This window comes from Leisingera sp. SA215 (assembly GCF_055902035.1).
On the sequence record NZ_JBVVXU010000001.1, the window covers coordinates 610,647 to 631,631 of the forward strand.

A 20,985-nucleotide genomic window follows, 5' to 3' on the forward strand; every position below is an offset into this window, starting at 1 on the left:
AATCCGTGCGGCCAGTTCAATCAGCGATGAGCAACTGTAATCTGCGTCACGTCGCAATTGCCAGCCTTAAAGGCCGCGGCACAGGATGTGAGGTAAAAGTTCCACATTTTGCGGAACCGGTCATCAAACCCCAAGCCCGCGATCTGATCCCAGCGGGTGTTGAACGTGTCGTGCCAGCGCCGCAAGGTCTGGTCGTAACTGTCGCCGAATTCAATCGAGCGCACCACCCCCAGCCCTGCCCGTTCGACTTGGCCGCGCAGGACTTGCGGCGACGGCAGCATCCCGCCCGGGAAAATGTGTTTCTGGATGAAGTCGACGCCTTTGCGGTAGATCTCCCAGCGCCTGTCAGCGACGGTGATGATCTGCAGTGTAGCCTTGCCGCCGGGCTTCAGCCGGTCGTGGATGGTGCTGAAATAGGCAGGCCAGTATTTCTGACCCACCGCCTCGAACATCTCGATCGAAGCGATTCCGTCAAAGGTGCCACAGCAGTCGCGATAATCTTGCAGGCGTAAATCGACTTGCCCGGAAAGGCCCGCCTTTTCCAAGCGTTGCCGGGCAAAGTTCAGCTGCTCCTTACTGATCGTCAGACCGGTGACTTTCAGTCCCCGCTGACCGGCTGCGTATTCCGCGAAACCGCCCCAGCCGCAGCCGATCTCCAGCACATGGTCGCCGGGCTGCACCCCCATCTGGTCAACCATCGAGGCGTATTTCGCAGTCTGCGCCGCCTCAAGACTATCCTGGCCGCTGCGGAACAGAGCGCTGGAATAGGTCATCGTGTCATCCAGCCACAACCCGTAGAAGTCATTTCCCAGGTCGTAGTGATAGGAGATGTTCTTTTGCGCCTGTTTGCGGTGATTGCGGTGCAGCCAGAAGCGGAAGCGTTCATAGGCGCGCGCCAGGCCTTGGCCGGGAAATCCGTCATACACGGTATTGGCGCCCATATGGACCAGATCCATAAAAGCCTGCAGGTCCGATGTGCTCCACCAGCCTTCCAGGTAAGCATCGGCAAAACCGAGATCACCTTCGCGGATCAGCCGGGCAAAACAGTCGGGATTGCGGATGTGCAAGTCGGCAGCGGGACCGGGATTGCGCCCGTTTGCGGAAAATATGCGCCCGTCCGGCAGGTGGATATCCAGCTGCCCGACTTCCATGGCCTTAACCTTGGCAAACACCGCAGCAAAGTAGCGCGGCAGATTCTCCTGGCCCTCAACGGACGTGTGCTTCATGCGCTTCCCCCTGTGAGACACGGAATGGCTAGGGAAAAAGCTAGGCCACAGGGGGCCTTCCGGCAAGAAAACTATGCGTCAGCGGTTTTCACGCGCGCCCTGATAGGCGGTGAGCGCGCGGTCGCGGCCCTCTTTCAGGCTGATCACCGGCTCCACGCGGGGGCTCGCTGGCGACAGGCCCCAGGTCAAGGGAGCCGCATCGAAGAAATCCAAAGCGGTTTGCGGAGGGGCGGCCTGGCCTTCGGCGATCCAGCGGCCGGTGTAAGCGCCTGAAGGGTCGAACTTTTCCAACTGGCCGCTGGGGTTGAAGACGCGGAAAAACGGTGAGGCATCGGGGCCGGAGCCCGCCACCCATTGCCAGCCCATGGCGTTGGAGGCCGGATCCCAGTCGACCAACGTGTCCGCAAACCAGTCCATGCCGATTTTCCAATGCGTCATCAAATGTTTGGTGAGAAAACTTGCGACGATCATCCGGGCCCGGTTGTGCATCTTGCCGGTCACATACAGCTCCCGCATGGCTGCGTCTATGAAACCGTACCCTGTCTGCCCGCGCTGCCAGGCCTGTACCCGCGGGGTTATCCGCTGCGACCAAGGGAAGGCTTGCCATTCGTCGCGCCAGCTGGCCGTCAGAATATGCGGCGAGTGATACATCAGGTGATAAGCGAATTCACGCCAGGCGACCTCTTTCAGAAAATGCTCGGCGCCCTGGCTGCCGCGCTCCATCGCCGCATGGCCCAAGTGCCACATGCGGTGCGGGCTGATTTCACCCCAGGCGAGATTTTCCGACAGGCCCGAGGTGGCATCCTCGCCCGGAAAGTCGCGGCGCTCCTTGTAGGCGTCCACAGAATCCCCGAGGAATTCGTCCAGGCGGTTTGACGCGGCTGCTTCACCGACGCGGCAGTAGCGGGCCACGATATCCGCGCCGCGGCGCAGGGCGGCCCCCATGTTCCAGGCGGAGAGGTCTTCGCTAACAGGCCAGTCTTTTGGTGCTGGCAACGTGGCGGGTGCCCGCAGCAAGCTGCCGGCCTTGCGGCCCCGCACGGCCTTCCAGAACGGGGTGTAGACCTTGTACATTCCGCCGGTCTTGGTCTCTACCGTCCAGGGCTCGAACAGCACCCGCCCGCCGTGCGAGTGGACCTCGATCCCCTGCGCCGTGAGCTGCTGTTTGATATCCGTGTCGCGGGCAATGGCCTGCGGATCATACAGGCGGGACCAGTGGACAGCCCCTGCCCCGGTGTCGCGGGCCAGCTGTTGCAGCACATCCAGCGCCTTACCCCGGCGCAGGATCAGACGGGAGCCGGCCTTGGACAGTTCCCGTGCGAAATGCTCCAGACCCAGTCCAACGCGGAACTTGGGCGCAGCGCCCAGCGCCGCGTCCTGTTCGTCGAGGATGTAGACGGGCAGGACAGCACTGTCCCCGGCCAAGGCGGCTGTCAGGGCTGGATTGTCGGACAGACGAAGGTCCCGCCTGATCCACCAGATCGCCAGGGGACGGGTGCTCATAAACTGCTTCCCTCCTCTTATGTGTTTGACCTCAGCACCCGGTCCAGAGCCTCGACCAGCTTGGCCACTTCTGCTTCGGACGTGTAATGGGTAAAGCTCATACGCAGCACGCCTTCGCTTGGATCAACGCCCATGGCGGAAAGAGCGCGCACAGCGTAGAAATCGCCGCCGCCTGCCATGATGCCATATTCCGACAATGCCGCGGCAACCGGTTCCGCCGGGCGGTTCAAGGCTACGGCAACAGTGGGCGCGCGGGTATCTGCTGTTGAGGGGCCCAGCAGACGGACATCGTTGCGGTCCTTTACCGCATCCAGCAACGGCTGCAGCAGCGCGATCTCATGCGCGCGCATCAGGTCGTGGACAAAGGCGCCGGTTTCGGCAGGAGTGCCGGAGTGGCCGTGATGGGCCGCCAATGCTTCAAAGTAATCCGCCATCCCGGCCGAGGCCGCCACCTGGGCGTGGTCGGGGCCGGCCGGTGTGAACCGCTTATAAAGTACGTCCGCGTTGAAGTAATGCGCCTGGTTCGGCAGCAGCGCACCCAGCGCCTTGCGGACCACCATGATGCCCTGATGAGGGCCATAGGTCTTATAGGCTGAGAACAGGTAGATGTCGGCGCCCAGCTCATCCACATCCGGCAGCCCGTGCGGCGCATAAGAAACGCCGTCGACGCAGACAAAGGCACCCGCGGCATGGGCCATGGCCGTGATCTCGGCGACCGGGTTGATCTCACCCACCACGTTGGAACAATGCGGGAAGCAGACCAGACGGACGTTTTCGTCCAGCAGGGTTTCCAGTTGCACTATGTCCAGATGGCCGGTCTGCGGGTCGATCTGCCATTCGCGGATCTCGATCCCCTCCTCCGCCAGACGGCGCCAGGGGCCGGTGTTGGCCTCGTGATCCTGGTTGGTGACGATGATGGCTTCGCCGGGTTTCATGAACGCGCGGAAGGCTTGGGACAGCACATACGTGTTCTGGGTGGTTGAGGGGCCAAAGCTCAGTTCCTCAGTTGCCACCCCCATCAGCGCGGCCAGACGGGAGCGGGCCTCGTCCATCTCGGCGCCGCCCAGGCGGGAGGCCTCGTAAGGGGCATAGGGCTGCACCTTGCGCTGGGTATAGAACCGGATCAGCCTGTCAATCACCTGACGGCACGTATAGGAGCCGCCCGCGTTTTCAAAAAACGCCTGGTCCTGAAGGCCGGGTTCGGCAAAGGCCGGGAACTGTGCCCGGACAAAATCGATATCCAATGCGGTCATTGTTTCTCCATCTCCTCAAATTGCGCGCGCCTGTCTGGGGACTTCGGTTCTTGGCAGGTGTCCCGGCAAGGCTGCGTTCCGGCACAAGGATTGAGGGAACACATGCTGCCCTGCAAGCTGGAATTTCCGAATAACACGCTGGTTGTGCCCCCCGCTTGCAGCGGGTGGATCGGACCGGGCGCTAATGCCAGAAACTGTCGGGAGCACCTGCCATGCTAACCCCAGGCGATTACGGAGGATTTGATATGGCCTATACCCCCAAGGATTTCCTGGTCTGGGGCGAGTTGCCCGTCAGCGATCTGGATGCAGCAGTGACGTTTTATTCCAAGGTGACCGGTGCAGCATTGAGCATCGACACCAGCGGCCCGAACCCGATCGCAATGTTCAAGCCCGCAGATCAGGCAACAGGCGTTGCCCTCCACCTTTATCCCGGCAAACCGGCCGGCGATGGCCGCGGCCCGACGCTGCACTTGACGGCTGAGGGCGCGTTGGAAGATGTGATGGAGCGGGTCACGGATGGCGGCGGAAAAGTGGTTTCGGAAACCATCGAGATCCCGCCTGGACGGTTCTTTTATGCCACCGATCCCGATGGCAACTCGCTTGGCTTCTTCAAGTACAACGCATGACAGGCAAAAGGCCCCGGGGTTTCCCGAGGCCTCTTTTGACGTCTTGCTGCTGGGCCGGCTTAGTTGCCGCGCTTTTCCCGGGCCAGGCCGATGAGAACTGAAACACACATCAGCACCAGCACGATGGCAAACGGAAAGCCGGTGGCAATCGCCGCCGCCTGCAGCGCACCCAGACCGCCGCCCAGCAGGAGAACGATGGCAATCGCGCCCTCCAGAATGCACCAGAACACGCGCTGTGCGGTCGGTGCATCGGTCTTGCCGCCTGCTGTGATGGTGTCGATCACCAACGAGCCGGAGTCCGAGGAAGTCACGAAGAAGACCACCACCAGGATGATGCCGACAAAGGACAGGATCCCGGTCAGGGGATAGGTCTCGAACAGCTTGAACATCTTCAGTTCCAGCGCTGCATCCTGCAGCGCCTGTCCGGTCTCGCCTGTCACCAAATCCAGCGCGGCGCCGCCAAAGACGCTCATCCACAGGGCGCCGACGACAGTCGGGATCAGCAGCACGCATGTGACAAACTCACGCACGGTGCGGCCGCGCGAGATGCGGGCAATGAACATGCCGACAAACGGCGACCAGGAGATCCACCAAGCCCAGTAGAATGTGGTCCAGCCCTGCAGAAAGTTGGTGTCCTCGCGGCCCACCCAGTTGGCCAGCTGCGGCAGGGTCACCACATAATCAGCAAGATTGGTGAAAAAGCCGGACAGGATCGCCAAAGTCGGGCCAACGATCAGCACCAGAAGCAGCAAGGCGGCAGCCAGAATCATGTTGGCCTCGGACAGGCGCTTCACGCCCTTTTCCAGCCCGGCCACAACCGAGACCAGCGCAAACAGGGTGATAGCGACAATCAGGAGCACCTTCATGCTGTCGGTGACAGGCACGCCGAACAGATAGTTCAATCCCGCCAGCGCCTGGGTCGCGCCCAGGCCCAGAGAGGTTGCCAGGCCAAAGATGGTGGCAAAGACCGCCAGCACGTCAATGATATGGCCCAGCACGCCCCAGGTCGCATTGCCGAACAGCGGGTAAAACACCGAGCGCATAGTCAGCGGCAGGCCACGGTTGAAAGAGAAAAAAGCCAGTGCCAGTGCCACCACCGCATAGACTGCCCAGGGATGCAGGCCCCAGTGGAAGATGGTTGCAGCCATTGCCAGCCTCTGCGCGGCCGCATCATCGCCTGCAGCGCCCCCCAAGGGCGCCCAGTCAGTGCGCAGCCCATCGCCGCCGGCAGCGGTGCCGCCCAGCGATGCGCCGAAATGCGAGATCGGCTCAGCCACCCCCCAGAACACCAGGCCAATGCCCATACCGGCGGCGAACAGCATCGCAAACCAGCCGGCATAGGAATAGTCCGGCCGCGCATCGTCGCCACCCAGCCGGATCTTGCCATAGGGCGATACCACCAGGAACAGCGAGAACAGCACAAAGATGTTCGTCGAGATCATGAAGACCCAGTCAAACTTGCTGGTCAGCGCCGGGCGCAGCCAGCCAAAGAATGCCGCCGCCTGGTCCTTGAACACCAGGGAGAGGATCACGAAGGCGACGATGGTCACCGCGGAAATGGCAAAGACAGGGTTGTGAACATCCAGGCCCATGACCTGGATGTTATCCTGGCCGACCTCATAGTCGGCCTCGGATTCGTTGATTTCAGTCGTCATAGCGTGTCTCCCCGAATAGTCTGTGGGCTTTTCATCAGCGGGAATGGCGCCCGGAGGATTTGCAATTTGGACCCCTCATCGGCGGAAAACGACATTGCAACGGATTAATGACAGAGGTGTCCAGCGTGAACTGCGCAACTATCAACCGGAATGCCGCATTGCAAACAAGTCTCCAGACCTCCGGTTTGCGGACGGCCCAGCGGTCCGGAACTGGAAAAGGGCCGGAAGAACCAGCCCTTTCCGATGCTGTCGTTCCAGGCTGGATCAGCCGTTCACATCAACCACAACCCGGCCCTTGACCTGGCCCTTGAGGATATCTGCGCCCAGCTGCGGAAGGTCGCTCAGCACGGCAGGCTGGACCATCGCTTCCAGCTTGTCCATCGGCAGATCATTGGCGATCCGCTGCCAGGCCCGCAGACGGTTGTCATAAGGCTGCATGACTGAATCGATGCCCAAGAGGTTCACTCCGCGCAGCAGGAAGGGGATGACGGTGGCGGGCAACCCGGCCCCGCCAGCCAGGCCGACGGCAGAGACTGAGGCACCGTATTTCATCTGCCCAAGCACGCGGGCCAGCATAGCGCCTCCGACCGCATCGATGCAGCCCGCCCAGCTTTCGCTTTCCAGCGGCCGTTTGGTGGTCTCGTTGATCTCTTCACGCGCGACGATCAGCGCAGCGCCTAGAGATTTCAAATAATCCGCAGTTTCCGGCCGGCCGGTCACGCCTGCAACCTCGTAGCCCAGGCTGGCAAGGATTGCAGTGGCCACCGAGCCGACACCGCCCGCGGCACCTGTCACCAGCACCGGGCCATGGCCAGGCTCCAGCCCGTGGTCCTCCAGCGCCATCACCGCCAGCATGGCAGTGAAGCCTGCGGTTCCCACCGCCATCGCCTGGCGGGTATCCAGCCCCTCGGGCAACGGGACCAGCCAGTCGGCGCGCACGTTGGCCTTTTGCGAATAGCCGCCCCAATGCGCCTCGCCCACCCGCCAGCCGGTCAGCACCACTTTGTCACCGGGTTTGTAACGCTCGTCGGAGGACGCTTCGACCGTGCCGGCAAAATCTATCCCCGGCACATGCGGATACTTGCGCACCAGCCCGCCGCCGGGACCGATGCACAGGCCGTCCTTGTAGTTCACGGTGGAATAATCGACCGCGACGGTCACCTCGCCCTCAGGCAAATCTTCCAGGCTCAGCTGCTGAACTGCAGCAGAGGTTTTCCCGCTGTCCTCATCCTTGTTTACGACCAATGCATTGAACATTTCACATTCCCTTTCCCAGAGGTGTTTTTCCTCTTGCCAAAAATACTCCCGGCAGGCCGTGGCTTGCCGGGGCGGGGTCAGCGCCCCCCCTTTCTTAGCGCCAGAACCTGTCTTGCACCGTTGCAGGCAGCATCCCTGCCCCGGTGTCGACCTCCATCACCGTTCCCGGCTCCCAATGGCTTTGGTCCACCATTCCAATCGCTGCATTCACCCCGAATTCGGGGGAGAAGATGGCTGATCCCACCTGCCCGACTTGGCGGCCATCTGCAAAAAGCGGCCAAGCGTCCAGGCAGGATGGGATCTCTCCGCCGATCACCAGCGGGCGGATTTGCCGGCCGGGACCGCATGCCGCCTGTTCCGCCAGTGCGGCCTTGCCGATGTAGTCTTCGGGCGAATTGCAGAACTTGCCCAGCCTGCATTCATATGGGGTGTTCTCGCGGGTCATGTCGTTGCCGTAACTCAGCAGCCCGCTTTCGATGCGTTCGATGGTATTCGGGCACCCCGCCCGCACGTACATGTCCTCTCCGGCCTCGAACAATGCATCCCACAGCGGCATGCCCAGATCCGCCCCTTCTACATAAACCTCAAACCCGCCCTGTTTGGACCAGCCTGAGCGCGCAACCACCAGTTCGGCACCCTGGAACGCAAGCCGCTTGTAACGGAAGAAGCGGATATCGCGTACCGCATCGCCAAACACCCGCGCCATCAGTTCATCGGCCCGGGGGCCTTGTACAGCCAGCGGCGAAACGTCAGGTTCCACGATCTCGACGTCAAATCCCTTGGCAATTGCGATGCCCAGTACGAACTGCAGCAGGTCGCCATCGGCCAGCGACAGCCAGTAGTGGTCCGCCGCCAGCTTTACCGCCACCGGATCATTCAGCATGCCGCCGTTATGATCCACCACCGGAACATAATAGCACTGATCGTCCGCCATCCGGTCCATGTCGCGCGGGCTGATCAGTTTCAGCAGCCGCAGCGCGTCCGGCCCTTTGATGCTGACCTGCCGTTCGCAGGACACATCCCAGACCTGCACATGCTCCTTGAGGTGTGCGCAGTCGTATTCAAGACTTTCAAACACTGTCGCCAGCAGCATGTGGTTGTAGACAGTATACCCCTTGACGCCTGCAGCCTCGACCCCTTTGGAAAAGGGCGTGCGCCGGATGCGGCGGGACGGAAAGATATTCGCCATGCTCAATTCTCCGTATGAGCGTTACACATTGCAGTTTGCCTCGGGCGGTGCCGGTCCAGGCCGCCCGCCTTCGGAGGCGCGCCAAGCGAGTCCACACAGGGGCTGGGCACGTTTGAAGGGCAGTTCAGAAACAGCTCCTTCGTGACCGCCCGATCGGCTGACGCGGCCTTTGGACGCTGGCAGGTTTTCAATTGGTTATCCTCCGGCACCGAGTGAGTAAGCGATCACCGAGATCTCCCCTGCGCATGGCCCCGGCTATAGGACCGGGACGGCCGGTTAGTTGCAGCCCCATGCCGGCGTTCATGGAACAAACCCTCCACCGGACGCCGGTATGGCGGCTATGAACCCAAGCCGCGGAACGTTGCGCATGGATGATCCGAGCATTGCATTCCCCCGACTCACACCTTGCATTTTAAATGTCAGACTTTTAAATGTCGGACAAATGTTTTTTTGCCGGGGCACCTCCGGCGTAGTGCTGCGTCAGGGCCTGAGCATGAAGATTGACCCCAACAGTTCCGCCGATCTTTCGGTTCAGATAGCGCAGGCTATCAAGGATGCCATCATCTCGGGGGCGCTGATCGTGGATGAGCGGCTGCCGTCCGAAAGCGAGTTGTCGGAGCAGTTTCAGGTCTCCCGCTCCACCGTGCGGGAAGCGTTGAAGCGATTGGCTGCGCAATCCTTGATCCGCACCCAGCGCGGCGCCTCCGGCGGGGCGTTTGTGAACCGTCTGAGCTTTGAGGACGCCTATTCGCAGCAGGTCACCACCTCGACCCTGCTGCTGAGCATGAACGCGGTGAGTTTTGATACCGCTTGCGAGGCGCGTTACGCGCTGGAGCGTGCCTGTGCGCCGCTGTCGGCAGCGCGGCGCAGCGCCGATCACCTGGCCACTATGCGGACAGAGATCTTCCGCCAGGGTCAGCCGGGGCTGACCGATGTGGCATTTTGCGCCTCCGATGTGGCGTTTCACCGGGCGCTGGTGGACGGGGCCGGCAATCCGGTGCTGTCCTATCAGCTGGCCGGCGCGGTGGAGGCGATGCAACCCTTGATGAACATGATCACCTTCACCGCCCGCGACCGCGAGGTGATCACCGGCCTTCACACCCGCATTGCCGATGCCATTGAAGCAGGCAACGGCGGCGCTGCCACCGCAGGCCTGCAAGACCTGGAAAACGAAACGCGCAAGCTGGCGTCCGATGTCTTTGCGGCCCGGGCGCATAAGTAGAAGCGCAGCACATTGCTGACCGTGAACCGAACACCGGGGCCAAGGTCAACCCCCGTTCGGGATTTCAATCTGACATCCGGCTGCACAATATCTGTGCCTTCCAAGCAGTGCAAAACCACAGTCAAGTGATTGTTTTTCCGGAACAATACCAAGATCCGCAGGCTGGCGTGACACCGCCGTTTCCCGGTGCGGGAAATGGCCAAAGTCCTACTAGGGTTTTCAGCGGCTCGGCCAGCGGCAGATGACCCGTCCTCCGCGCTTGAAATCTGACCGGATTCCTCGCAGAATTCCGGTTCCCCCCTTTGCAACCCGAAAGAAGCAGACTATATAGCCACTGTTCCCTTGCGGAACTATGGACATAAACGCGCTCGTAATAAGCGGATCGGACCCGGGGGCGGTACCCGGCGACTCCACCAAACATCCTTCATTTGGGGATCATGGGGTCGAAACAGGATCGACGGACGTCTAAAGGGGTTAGCTTTGTCTCGGCGGGGTGCCACCGTACCGGCCCAAACAGTACAATTGCAAATGACAATCGTGCTCCGGCAATGGCTCTGGCTGCGTAAGCAGTTCGAGTCGCCGAAACTAAGTCCTTGCGCCTAGCAGTGTAAGGCGGGGTTCGCAGGTACCTGGCAACAGAAACCTGCACTTTCCGCCCTGAGACTAAATTGCTGTCACGCCAAACTGCCGGAATTATCGTATGGGCGGTTCAAATCTGCTGGCGGCAGCGATACCACCGATGCTTGAAACAAAACCGGTCTGCGGCCTGCCCCTACCCGCCGCTATCTGCCCGGAGAAGAACGCACTCAGGATTAGGATGTCCAAATCTATCAGCAAACCCGAATTTGACCCAGTGTCCCCGCGCCGGACAGCGCCTGCGCTCGGTCTAACGCAGCATGCAGCGGATTGCGCCCCGGCCATGGCAGCCCCCTTTGACCCCGCAAGCCCGGCTGATATGCCTGTGACCCGGCTGCTGTATTACTGGTTCGAAGAGGTTTGGCGCAAAGGGAATATGGACGCAGTTGCCGAAGTGATGACCCCAGACACGTTGATTTCCGGCGCAATCGCTGCCCTTGCAGAACCTGAATGCGACTATGGCGAAGTTGTCGCGGCTCTGCGCAACCTGCTGGGGCCGATGACAGTCACCTTCACCCATGCAATGGAAGCCGCCGACTGGGTTGCCATCCGGCTTTTGGTTCGCACCAGCAAGCCAAGCGATGGCACGCCCTTCCAGATCACCGGTCAGTTGATAGCCCGGGTGGAGGAGGGCAGGATCGCCGAACTGCACTCCAATATGGACTACTTCCAGATGTTTGAGAAACTGGGACAGCTGCCGCCCGAGGCCCTCGCGGTTTGCATGACAGGCGAACGGTTGAAGTGACCCGCATTGACTGCCTCGTGCAGTCTTGACAAGGCTGCCGCAAATGCGGTCTCTAAGAGCTATGGGGACAAACGCGAACGCCCCGTGAGGCGACAAGCCCAAGGTTCGCATGTTAACCTTGCTCGCGAGGAGACATGCTCATGGCTGCCCCGAATGAAATCACCCCTGCCCAGCTCCTGCGTCTGATCGGCACGCCCACTGCGCCGGTGCTGGTGGATATCTGCATTGACGAGGACTTTGCCGCGGATCCGTTTCTGATACCCGGTTCCTGCCGCCATCCCCATCGGGATATCGATGGCCTCAAGGCCCGCCTCGACGGGCGGTGTTGCGTGGTGATCTGCCAGAAGGGCATTAAACTGTCGCAAGGCATGGCCGCCTGGCTTCGCAATGACGGGATTGAGGCGGAATATCTGCAGGGCGGCATGTTTGCCTGGCGAACCCTGAAAGATGCGCCGCGGATCCCTGCCAGCGCCCTGCCTGCCCCGGAGGGCGGCAGCACTCTGTGGGTGACCCGCCACCGCCCCAAGATCGACCGCATCGCTTGCCCCTGGCTGATCCGCCGCTTTGTGGATCCCAAAGCGCGTATTCTGTATGTCTCGCCGTCAGAGGTGGCCGGAGTTGCAGACCGCTTTGGCGCCACGCCGTTTGATGTTGAGGACGTGTTTTGGTCGCATCGCGGGCCGCTTTGCACTTTTGACACCATGCTGGACGAATTCGGGCTGAGGACACCGGCGCTGGACAGGCTGTCCCTGGTTGTAAGAGGCGCCGACACCAACCGGCACGACCTGGCGCCCGAGGCAGCGGGGCTGCTGGCCCTCTCGGTCGGGCTGTCGCGCCAGTTCAAGGACGACCATCAGCAGCTTGAGGCAGGCATGACCCTATATGATGCGCTATACCGCTGGGCTCGTGATGGCCAGGGCGAAGGCCACGACTGGCCCGCGGACCGGACAGCATGAGCCCCCCCAGCTGGACGGAGATGTTCCGTGTCTTCGGGCGTATCGGGGTACTGAGCTTTGGCGGCCCCGCGGCGCAGATTTCAGTGATGCACAAGGAGCTGGTTGAAGACCGCCCCTGGCTGAGCGAGGACAGCTTCCTGCGCGGCCTTTCCTTTTGCATGCTGCTGCCGGGGCCGGAGGCGATGCAGCTGGCAACCTATACCGGCTGGCGGATGCGCGGCACCGCCGGCGGGCTGCTGGCGGGGCTGCTGTTTGTGCTGCCGGGTGCGGCGGTGATTGCGGCGCTGGTCTGGCTCTATGCGCAATACGGCACCCTGCCCGCGGTGCAATCCGCGTTTCTGGGGGTCAAGGCGGCGGTGGTTGTCATTATCCTGCAAGCGCTGCGGCGGCTGGCGGGCAAAGCCCTGAACCATCCGCTGGACTGGGCGCTGGCGGGGTTCGGCTTTGCAGCGCTGTTCCTGTTCAACCTGCCGTTTCCGATGGTGGTGCTGGCCGCCGCCTGCTTTGGCCTGCTGCGCAAGGACAGCAGCACCGGTGATCCCGCACACAACACGCCTGCCCGCAATGGCAGCACTCTGCGCATAATTGCGGTCTGGGGCGGGTTGTGGCTGCTGCCGCTGATTGCCTTGTCGCTGTCCGGAGCAGGTTTTCTGGCGGACATCGGCTGGTTCTTTTCCAAACTGGCCGTGGTGACCTTTGGCGGTGCCTATGCGGTGCTGGCCTATATCAGCCAGACCGTGGTCAGCCAATTCGGCTGGATCAGCGCCGGGCAGATGATCGATGCCCTGGGCCTGGCCGAAACAACCCCTGGCCCGTTGATCTTGGTCACCCAGTTCGTCGCCATGTTGTCCGGACTGACGCAGGGCGGGTCCGGGCTGTTCCTGGCTGCAGGCGCGGTGGCGCTTTGGGCGACCTTCATGCCATGTTTTCTGTGGATCTTTGCCGCGGCGCCTTATGTTGAGCGTATCGCCGCGCATCCGCGGCTTGGCATGGCGCTGAAGGCGGTAACGGCCACGGTGGCGGGTGTCATTCTGAACCTGTCCGTGTGGTTCATGATACATGTGGCCTTTACCGGAACGCAGGTGTTTGAGGCCGGTATTCTGCACATGCCTGTTCCGGTCTGGAGCAGCATGAACAGCACAGCGGTTCTGCTGGTTCTGCTGGCGCCGCTTGCCGACTGGGTGGTGCGCGGTAATATGCTGCTGCTGCTGGCAGTGATGGCAGCAGCCGGTCTGGCCATTGCAGAATTCCCGTTTGCAATCAGCTGACTGCCGATGCCCGCAAAGTGCCGTCAGCCGCAAGAAATTTTCGGTCCGTGAAAAGGCTGCCCTTTTGTTTCCGCCAGAATCTCCTATGCTGGGAACAAATGAACAAAGGGTGACTGCATGTCCCGTGAAATCGACTATGGCAACCTGATGCACTCTGCCATGCGCGGCCTGATCCGGACCGTGCTGCAGGATATCTCTGACAACGGCTTGCCCGGTAACCACCACTTTTTCATCACCTTCGATACAGCCCACCCGGATGTGGAACTGGCCGATTGGCTGTCCGACCGGTATCCGGGTGAGATGACTGTGGTCATGCAGCATTGGTTCGACAATCTGACCGTGGATGAGGACGGCTTTGCGGTCACTCTGAACTTCGGTGACTCCCCGGAACCGCTCTATATCCCCTATGACGCAATCCGCACATTTGTGGACCCGTCAGTGGAATTCGGACTGCGGTTCGAGTCCGCCGATGAAGAGCCGGAAGGCTACTCCACGGTGATGGATCCGGCTGAGGAACCGAACGACGCTGAGGAGCAAGAGAACGACAAGAAAGACGCGGATGTCGTGTCACTGGACAGCTTCCGCAAATAGGCGGCACTGCCTCTTGACGCAGTATCAGGCAGCCCGGCCAGCTGCCGTTTTCATGTCCTGTTTTTGCATGTCCCGCTGGTTTCCTGGCCTATTGCCTGGCCAGGAAGGTTTCCAGCTTGCGACGCGGTTCGCCGTTCAACCGTGAAATATAAACCAGCTCCAGCCCGCCATCGGCCAGGGTCCTGTCATACTGCTGCATTTCGTAGTCGCCGTTCGGGTGAATAAACAGCGAAAAGACTGTCAGCGTATCGCCGGTCAGGCGCCCCCAGACAAAGGGTTCGCCCTCCATCGGGTTCAGCGGCACCGCGTGACCAAACACATTGCGCGTCATCGCCGCAGAGTAGACACCTTCGCGCCCGCTTTGCAGAAATTCGATTTCATAGGTCTTGGTCTTTTTGCGGCCGTCATCCTTTTCGGTGGTCGCGGTCCATTCGATAGTGAACCCTTTTTTCATCTCATGGATGGTGACGCTCATATCCCGGGGGTCAATGTCGCCATCCGCTTTGACGACGTCGACGCTGCCTGCATATTCGCCGGAAAACTGCGCAATACCTGCGGCAATCCCCTGCACAGCTCCGCACAGCAGAACACAGGCTGCCAATGCAGGCACAGCCAGGGATTTCACTGACAGAACAGCACACAGACGGATTGGCACGTTCTTTTCCTTTCCGGATACAAAATCGCCCGTTTCCCGCCCCATCCCGCTCACTGTAACCATAGCATGGATTGAAGCAACAGCGTGGATTGGATTGCGCCAAATCGATACTATACCTCACCTGCCTTTTGGCTATGCTGCGCGCAACTGGCCAATTGCGCCGCGGCACTGCGCAGGCTACACGGCATACAATCGCATACCCAACGGAGAGAAGACGGATGTCCGAAACCCGCACCGAAACCGACAGCTTTGGCCCGCTTGAGGTCCCCGCAGACAAATACTGGGGCGCGCAGACCCAGCGTTCCATCATGAACTTCCCGATCGGCTGGGAAAAGCAGCCTGTCGCCATTGTGCGCGCGCTGGGGGTGATCAAGCAGGCCTGCGCCATGGCCAACAAGGAGTCGGGCAAGCTGGATGCAAGGATCGGTGATGCCGTGATCCAGGCCGCCAGCGAAGTTGTTGCCGGCAAGTTCGACGACAACTTTCCGCTGGTGGTCTGGCAGACCGGTTCCGGCACCCAGTCCAACATGAACTCCAACGAGGTTATCGCCAACCGCGCGATCGAGATCCTGGGCGGCGTCATCGGTTCCAAGGACCCGGTGCACCCAAACGATCACTGCAACATGGGCCAGTCCTCGAACGACACATTCCCCACCGCCATGCATATCGCCACCGCGATGAGCGTGCGCGATGTGCTGGTGCCCGGCCTGACCAAACTGGCCGAAGGGCTGGAGGCCAAAGCCGAGGCGTTCAAGGACATCATCAAAATCGGCCGCACCCATACCCAGGACGCCACCCCGCTGACGCTGGGCCAGGAATTTGGCGGTTATGCGCATCAGATCCGTCAGGGTCTGGCGCGGGTCGAAGCGGCGATGCCCGGCATCTATGAACTGGCCCAGGGCGGTACCGCGGTTGGCACCGGGCTGAACACCCAGAAAGGCTGGGGCGAGAAAGTTGCCGCCAACATGGCAGAGATTACCGGCCTGCCCTTTGTCACCGCCCCCAACAAGTTCGAAGCACTGGCCGCCCATGACGCCATGGTGTTCCTGTCCGGAGCGCTCGCGACCATCGCCGGGAGCTGCTATAAGATCGCCAATGACATCCGCTTCCTCGGCTCCGGCCCGCGCTCCGGCCTGGGCGAGCTGATCCTGCCGGAGAACGAACCAGGCTCATCGATCATGCCAGGCAAGGTCAACCCGACCCAGGCTGAGGCGCTGACCCAGGTGGCGGCGCATGTGATGGGCAATGACGCGGCGATCAAGTTTGCAGGCTCGCAGGGCCACTTCGAGCTGAACGTCTACAACCCGATGATGTCCTACAACCTGCTGCAGTCGATCCAGCTGCTGGGCGATGCGGCGGACAGTTTTACCGAACGGATGCTGAACGGCATCGAGGCCAATGAACCGCGCATCGACAAGCTGATGAAGGAGTCGCTGATGCTGGTGACGGCTTTGGCCCCGACCATCGGTTACGACAATGCCACCAAGGTCGCCAAGACCGCACACAAGAACGGCACCACGCTGAAGGAAGAAGCGATTGCGCTTGGGTTTGTGGATGCGGCCACCTTTGACGCGGTTGTGCGGCCTGAGCAGATGATCGGGCCCAAGGACTGATGGGCAAGCCGGTCAATCTGAACCGGTACAGGAAAGAAAAGGCGCGGGCCGGGAAAAAGGCCCGCGCTGACCAGAACGCTGCTGCCTTCGGACGGAGCAAGGCGGAAAAAGATCTGGACAAGGCACGCAATGCCCAAAAGATCAAACGCCTGGACGAGCACAAGCGCGACGAATGAATTCCCGTCCCAAGAAGCATTCCCTGACCTTGCGCGGGCACCGCACCTCGGTGTCGCTGGAGGATGAATTCTGGGATGCTTTCCGCGAGATCGCCGCGGAAGACCAACGAGCAATCAACGACTTGGCGGCGGAGATTGATGAAATCCGCGGCGAGGACTGCGGGCTGGCATCCGCAATCCGCCTGTTCGTGCTGCGGCGGTTGAGGGCGCGTTAATCACGCACAGGCAAGCGGAAAGCATGTCTGTCCCAGTTCAACTTTCACCCGACGCCTGGATCCAGCAGATCTTTCAACTCGCAAGCGGCCGCAAAAGGCAATGTGGTCCGGCGTAAGAAGTGCGACATAGAGCGTCTGGTAGGCTGGGAGCAGTTCCAGCTGGAATTGCACCGGCGCGGCTTCCATGCGGTCGAAAACGCAGGCCAAGTTGTGATTTTCTGCAACCGGGAACCGGTACGCATAATTTTCTGAAGAAAATTCGAATTCTTTTGGCTACCTTGCCGTCAGGCGGATACAGATACCGTATTTTGACCGCACCGTCAGATGCGCTACCGGCACCGGAACCTTGCCCGCCACCGGTGTAATGCGGAACTGACGCAGGATCATCGACAGGATCAGCGGCCCTTCTACCATGGCAAACCCTGCCCCGGTGCAAACCCTTGCCCCGGCTGAAAACGGAATATAAGCCTCCCGCTGGCATTGCCTGCCGTTCTCCGTCCGCCAACGCGCCGGATCGAACCTGTCCGGATTCTCCCACAGCCGCTCATGCCGGTGCAAATGCCAGGGGCTCAGCACCATTTGCGCCCCCTTGGGCACATTGCGATTGCGGAATTGTTCCGGGCATGCTGCCTGGCGCACCATCATCGGCACCGGAGGGTAGAGCCGCAGCGTTTCGCGAAAGACATCCCGGCTGATTTTCAGCTTCGAAACCGCGGCAAAGCTTTCATCCTCCAGCACCGCGGCTTCTACTGCCACTTTCTCCTGCCATTCAGGATAAAGCGCCATCATATACATCGCCCAGGCCAGTGCCGAGGCGCTGGTTTCATGCCCCGCCAGAAAGAAGATGGCCACTTGATCCACCATCTCGGCAGTGTCGAAGGTGCTACCGGTTTCCGGGTCGCGAGTGGTCATGATCTTGGTCGCCAGGTCATCTGGCGCCGTGCCTGCGCGGATTGCATTCATACGTTCGCAAGTCAGCTGTGCAATCAGGCCCCGGATCACTTCAGCGTTCCGGCGGGTGCCTCGGCGGAAAAACCGCGGCATCCAGCGCGGCAATGGCACAAAAGCCGCCAGGTTCAACAGCGGCTGGCTGCGCTGGTAGTCCCGGAAACGGCTGAAAACCTGCCCTGCCACCTCATGTTCGATCGGGATCGAAAACAGCGTGCGGAAAATCACATCCGCCGCCGCATGGGACATCTCCTCCTCGATCTCGACAGCTCCCTGCCGCCCTTTCAGCCGGGCCACTGCCGCTTCCGCCGCGGCGCGCATCGCCGGATACGTGTCTTTCAGCCGCCCGCCTTCAAAGGCCGGGTCGATGATCCGCCGCTGCCGCTTCCAGGTCTCGCCATTGGTCAGAAACACCGAATTGCCCAGCAAAGGCTTCAGCCCCTCCGCAATGCGGTCCGACTTGGGAAAATCATCCGGGCGTTCCTTAAGCAGGGTTTTCACCAGATCCGGCTGGTTGACCAGGAAAGAGCGGAAAAACGGTGTGCGGAACTCAGCCATCCAGGCACGGTACAACCGCGCAGGCTGGGCCGAGAGTATATCCTGACGAAACAGCTTCAAATAGCGCCAGAACGAAACGCGGTCCGGACGCGCGGGCGGTTTCGGCGGCAGAATTTCGGTCATTCAGCGGCCACCGAAGTGAATTTGGACACTGCTGTATCGATACGGGACTGCGACGGTTTGCGGTCCTTATAACGCGCGGCAAGCGTCAGCGGCCCGGCGGTTATGCGGAAGTAGTCATAGTCGCCTGGCTGGTCGAAAGCGCAGAGATACTGGAAGTGCAGCCGGAAAAACCTCCAGCGCAGCTGTTGCCACCGTTCCGGGCTGAGGGTCTGGGTGAAGGCGGCGGAAAATACCAGCGGCCAACGCTTGCCCGCTGCTGCGACACCGCTGACTGACACCGGGTCGCACAGCGCAAAGGCGCAGCCGTCACCGGGTGCAGTGACATCGACCCAGGCCAGCTCGTGCCGCTGGGACAGATACTGCAGATCTGCCCGCAAACGCTCCGCCCGCGGCAGAAACGACACCATCGGCACGACCTGCCCCAAGGTCAGAAACCCCAGTGCCGGGCTGTTAGCGGGCAGTCCCGCGCGGATCAGGTCCGCCAGTACGGACACACCGACATGCGCGCCCGAGGAATGGCCTGCCACCAGCACCTCGTCCAGGTCCGGATCTTGCAAAGCGTTCGAAATCAGCACCCGGAATTCGCCCATCCGGACATCCATTTCCGGCGCGATAGCGCCGCGGCAGGCCGCGGAATGGGCATAATCGTGCATCAGGTAATAGGCAAACAACTTTCCGTCCCGCTTCTTGAACCAGCGCAACAGCGCGTAACCGGCAGCAAGGCCCAAACCCCAGCCAATGGCCGGCGCCGCCGGACCGGAAAGGCCGGCAGATGCGTCCACCGACCCGAAGACATACGCAACGCCCCAGGCCAGCAGCAGCGCCAAAACCGCCTGCAGCAGCAGCATCCCAACCGGGTAAAGCGCGGCAATCACCGGCCCCTTGCGCAGCCGCATCAGCCGCAGCAGTGCGCCGGTGGAGATGTAGATCCAGGCGGTGCGCAGCAGTTGCCAATAGGTTGCGGGGATCGTGGCCTCCATGCTGCCGCGCACGATGTCGGACCAGACCAGAACCTCGATATCGGCTTCGGTCTGCACACCGTTCATCCCGGACACCACGTGCCAGCCGAAGGGGCCTTTGGTCTGCTTGGGCGACAGGGTCAGGCTGTAGCCGGAAATCTCCGCCTGCGCCGTGCCTTCCTTGCGGTACAGCTCGCGGTAACGCCGCGGATGAATCGGATCATAGCCGGGTATGTAGAATACCCGCCGCTTGCGCACCCGCTGTTGACCGTGCTCCTGCTGTGTCACGCCCTGGCCTGCATCATTGTTCAGCCGCCAGACTAGCAGTGCATTCCGGCAAGAGTAAGGCCCGGGATGACAAAGAAAAAGGGGCCCCGAGGCCCCTGATGCTTCCGCTCTCAGCCCAGCGTTGCCAGTGCCGGGAATGTTTCCAGCAGCCACCATGAGAAAGTGGTGAACAGCCCGGTGACCAGCATAATGCCGACAACCAGCAGCAGCCCGCCCATCACCTTTTCAATCATCCCCATGTGCCGCTTCATCTTGTTCATCAGCGTCATTGAGCGGTTGAGGAACATCGCCGCCAGCAGGAAGGGAATGCCCAGACCTGCGGCATAAACGCCGAGCAGGATTGTGCCGCGGCTGACGGAAGCCTCAGAAGCGGCCAACGACAGGATCGCGCCCAGCTGCGGCCCGATGCAGGGTGTCCAGCCAAAGGCAAATGCCAGCCCCAGGACATACGCGCCCAACGCGGAACCACCGGATTCACCCGCTTCCATCCGCGCCTCGCGGTCTAGCAGCGGAATGCGGAAAACGGACAGGAAATGGAGGCCGAATATGATCACGACAACGCCTGAGACTTGCGCGAAAAGCTCCTGATTTTGCAGCACAAATGCGCCAAACGCCGAGGCGGTGAACCCGAGCAGCAGAAACACCGTGGACAGCCCCATGACAAAGAACAGCGCAGCAATGACTGCCTTGCGCCGGGCAGCTGAAGTGCCTTGCATCTCGCCGATGGTGACGCCGCTCATGTAGGCTAGGTACGGCGGCACGATCGGCAGAACGCAGGGCGACAGAAAACTGATCACGCCGCCTAGCAGCGCCACCAGCATGGCAGGGAGCAACCCTGCGTCAATGATCTCGATTCCAAACATGTCCAACTCATATGCCAGCAATTGACCAACGTCACGGGGCAAGCTGGTCACATCCTTGTGGACAGGATGAAACATCCCGCTTATCTCAAAACCATGACCGAGATCAAAGAGACATTGGACGCCATCGGGCTGCTGTGCCCCCTGCCCGTCCTGAAGGCCCGCAAACGGCTTAAATCGCTGCAGCCCGGCCATGTGCTTCAACTTCTGGCGGATGATCCGGCAGCGGTAATTGACGTGCCGCATTTCTGCAATGAAGCAGGCCATGAGTTTGTCGGTCACAGCGAAGGTGCGGGCCATCAGATCTATTTGATCCGCAAAGGCGGCTAGGGCCGTAAGCTCTCTGCCCCCTAGGCCTGAGTGCGGCAGAGTTCGACCCGAATTCCAGCCCGGAAAACACGTGCACTCCGGACCGTTTTCTGCGCCGGGAACCGTTTCCCTGCAGCGACAGCAGCAGCATAGC

Annotated in this window: 20 protein-coding genes and 1 other RNA gene; 11 read left to right on the forward strand and 10 right to left on the reverse strand. The window is 61.1% G+C overall.

All coding sequences use genetic code 11. The features are described 5' to 3' along the window. Positions 1–20: 20 nt before the first annotated feature. The 3 genes from AC0KW6_RS02890 to AC0KW6_RS02900 all read right to left on the reverse strand — a co-directional run bounded on the left by AC0KW6_RS02890 (position 21) and on the right by AC0KW6_RS02900 (position 3,982). Positions 21–1,226 (reverse strand): class I SAM-dependent methyltransferase, encoded by a 1,206-nt coding sequence (locus AC0KW6_RS02890; RefSeq protein WP_474034019.1) that lies wholly within the window; start codon positions 1,224–1,226, stop codon positions 21–23. A gap of 78 nt (positions 1,227–1,304) precedes the next feature. Further along, the gene (locus tag AC0KW6_RS02895) at positions 1,305–2,729 is read right to left on the reverse strand and encodes a cryptochrome/photolyase family protein (RefSeq protein WP_474034020.1); all 1,425 of its coding nucleotides are present in this window, start codon (positions 2,727–2,729) and stop codon (positions 1,305–1,307) included. Between the two features lie 17 nt (positions 2,730–2,746). Beyond that, the gene (locus tag AC0KW6_RS02900) at positions 2,747–3,982 is read right to left on the reverse strand and encodes an aminotransferase class V-fold PLP-dependent enzyme (protein WP_323784148.1); all 1,236 of its coding nucleotides are present in this window, start codon (positions 3,980–3,982) and stop codon (positions 2,747–2,749) included. A gap of 212 nt (positions 3,983–4,194) precedes the next feature. On the opposite strand from AC0KW6_RS02900, the gene AC0KW6_RS02905 reads away from it, so the two are divergent. Next, complete coding sequence (locus tag AC0KW6_RS02905; protein ID WP_474034021.1) at positions 4,195–4,608, forward strand: VOC family protein; 414 nt, start codon at positions 4,195–4,197, stop codon at positions 4,606–4,608. A gap of 59 nt (positions 4,609–4,667) precedes the next feature. On the opposite strand, the gene AC0KW6_RS02910 is transcribed toward AC0KW6_RS02905, so the two are convergent. From AC0KW6_RS02910 to AC0KW6_RS02920, 3 genes are all read right to left on the reverse strand, one after another. Beyond that, positions 4,668–6,263, reverse strand: a complete 1,596-nt coding sequence (locus AC0KW6_RS02910; protein WP_474034022.1) for a BCCT family transporter — start codon at positions 6,261–6,263, stop codon at positions 4,668–4,670. 264 nt (positions 6,264–6,527) lie between these two features. Next, entirely contained in the window at positions 6,528–7,520 is a 993-nt protein-coding gene (gene acuI, locus AC0KW6_RS02915; RefSeq protein WP_323784197.1) for an acryloyl-CoA reductase, read from the reverse strand. Positions 7,521–7,614: 94 nt separating this feature from the next. Next, positions 7,615–8,709, reverse strand: a complete 1,095-nt coding sequence (locus AC0KW6_RS02920; protein ID WP_474034023.1) for a dimethylsulfoniopropionate demethylase — start codon at positions 8,707–8,709, stop codon at positions 7,615–7,617. 493 nt (positions 8,710–9,202) lie between these two features. Here AC0KW6_RS02920 and AC0KW6_RS02925 point away from each other — a divergent pair, with 493 nt between their 5' ends. The 6 genes from AC0KW6_RS02925 (at position 9,203) to AC0KW6_RS02950 (ending at position 14,127) form a co-directional block, all read left to right on the forward strand. Beyond that, positions 9,203–9,931 carry a FadR/GntR family transcriptional regulator gene (locus tag AC0KW6_RS02925; RefSeq protein WP_474034024.1) on the forward strand — a complete coding sequence of 243 codons (729 nt, stop codon included), beginning with the start codon at positions 9,203–9,205 and terminating at the stop codon, positions 9,929–9,931. Between the two features lie 297 nt (positions 9,932–10,228). Continuing rightward, positions 10,229–10,581, forward strand: a transfer-messenger RNA (tmRNA) gene (gene ssrA / locus AC0KW6_RS02930). A 305-nt stretch (positions 10,582–10,886) separates the two neighbouring features. Beyond that, positions 10,887–11,312 (forward strand): nuclear transport factor 2 family protein, encoded by a 426-nt coding sequence (locus tag AC0KW6_RS02935; protein ID WP_474034025.1) that lies wholly within the window; start codon positions 10,887–10,889, stop codon positions 11,310–11,312. A 140-nt stretch (positions 11,313–11,452) separates the two neighbouring features. After that, a complete protein-coding gene (locus AC0KW6_RS02940; protein ID WP_474034026.1) occupies positions 11,453–12,268 on the forward strand; it encodes a chromate resistance protein ChrB domain-containing protein in 816 nt (271 codons plus the stop codon). After that, entirely contained in the window at positions 12,265–13,536 is a 1,272-nt protein-coding gene (chrA, locus tag AC0KW6_RS02945) for a chromate efflux transporter (RefSeq protein ID WP_323783228.1), read from the forward strand. The genes AC0KW6_RS02940 and chrA overlap by 4 nt, the downstream gene beginning before the upstream one ends. 117 nt (positions 13,537–13,653) lie before the next feature. Next, on the forward strand, positions 13,654–14,127 hold the full coding sequence (locus AC0KW6_RS02950) for an SspB family protein (RefSeq protein WP_323783225.1): 474 nt from the start codon (positions 13,654–13,656) through the stop codon (positions 14,125–14,127). Between the two features lie 88 nt (positions 14,128–14,215). Here AC0KW6_RS02950 and AC0KW6_RS02955 read toward each other — a convergent pair whose 3' ends face one another. Beyond that, positions 14,216–14,782, reverse strand: coding sequence for a hypothetical protein (locus AC0KW6_RS02955; RefSeq protein WP_323783222.1), 567 nt, complete (start codon positions 14,780–14,782; stop codon positions 14,216–14,218). 218 nt (positions 14,783–15,000) lie between these two features. Between AC0KW6_RS02955 and fumC the strand changes: the two genes are divergently transcribed. The 3 genes from fumC to AC0KW6_RS02970 are packed head-to-tail and all read left to right on the forward strand — an operon-like array spanning position 15,001 to position 16,786. Continuing rightward, positions 15,001–16,395 (forward strand): class II fumarate hydratase, encoded by a 1,395-nt coding sequence (gene fumC, locus AC0KW6_RS02960; protein ID WP_474034027.1) that lies wholly within the window; start codon positions 15,001–15,003, stop codon positions 16,393–16,395. After that, a complete protein-coding gene (locus AC0KW6_RS02965; protein ID WP_323779210.1) occupies positions 16,395–16,571 on the forward strand; it encodes a DUF4169 family protein in 177 nt (58 codons plus the stop codon). The genes fumC and AC0KW6_RS02965 overlap by 1 nt, the downstream gene beginning before the upstream one ends. Beyond that, on the forward strand, positions 16,568–16,786 hold the full coding sequence (locus AC0KW6_RS02970; protein ID WP_474034028.1) for a ribbon-helix-helix domain-containing protein: 219 nt from the start codon (positions 16,568–16,570) through the stop codon (positions 16,784–16,786). Before AC0KW6_RS02965 ends, AC0KW6_RS02970 begins: the two co-directional genes overlap by 4 nt. A 273-nt stretch (positions 16,787–17,059) precedes the next feature. On the opposite strand, the gene AC0KW6_RS02975 is transcribed toward AC0KW6_RS02970, so the two are convergent. The 3 genes from AC0KW6_RS02975 to AC0KW6_RS02985 all read right to left on the reverse strand — a co-directional run bounded on the left by AC0KW6_RS02975 (position 17,060) and on the right by AC0KW6_RS02985 (position 20,525). Continuing rightward, the gene (locus AC0KW6_RS02975) at positions 17,060–18,415 is read right to left on the reverse strand and encodes a cytochrome P450 (protein ID WP_474034029.1); all 1,356 of its coding nucleotides are present in this window, start codon (positions 18,413–18,415) and stop codon (positions 17,060–17,062) included. Continuing rightward, entirely contained in the window at positions 18,412–19,662 is a 1,251-nt protein-coding gene (locus AC0KW6_RS02980; RefSeq protein ID WP_474034030.1) for a hypothetical protein, read from the reverse strand. Before AC0KW6_RS02980 ends, AC0KW6_RS02975 begins: the two co-directional genes overlap by 4 nt. Positions 19,663–19,772: 110 nt before the next feature. Next, complete coding sequence (locus AC0KW6_RS02985; RefSeq protein ID WP_323779208.1) at positions 19,773–20,525, reverse strand: cytochrome c biogenesis CcdA family protein; 753 nt, start codon at positions 20,523–20,525, stop codon at positions 19,773–19,775. Between the two features lie 93 nt (positions 20,526–20,618). On the opposite strand from AC0KW6_RS02985, the gene AC0KW6_RS02990 reads away from it, so the two are divergent. Continuing rightward, positions 20,619–20,852, forward strand: a complete 234-nt coding sequence (locus AC0KW6_RS02990; protein ID WP_024090344.1) for a sulfurtransferase TusA family protein — start codon at positions 20,619–20,621, stop codon at positions 20,850–20,852. Positions 20,853–20,985: the final 133 nt, after the last annotated feature.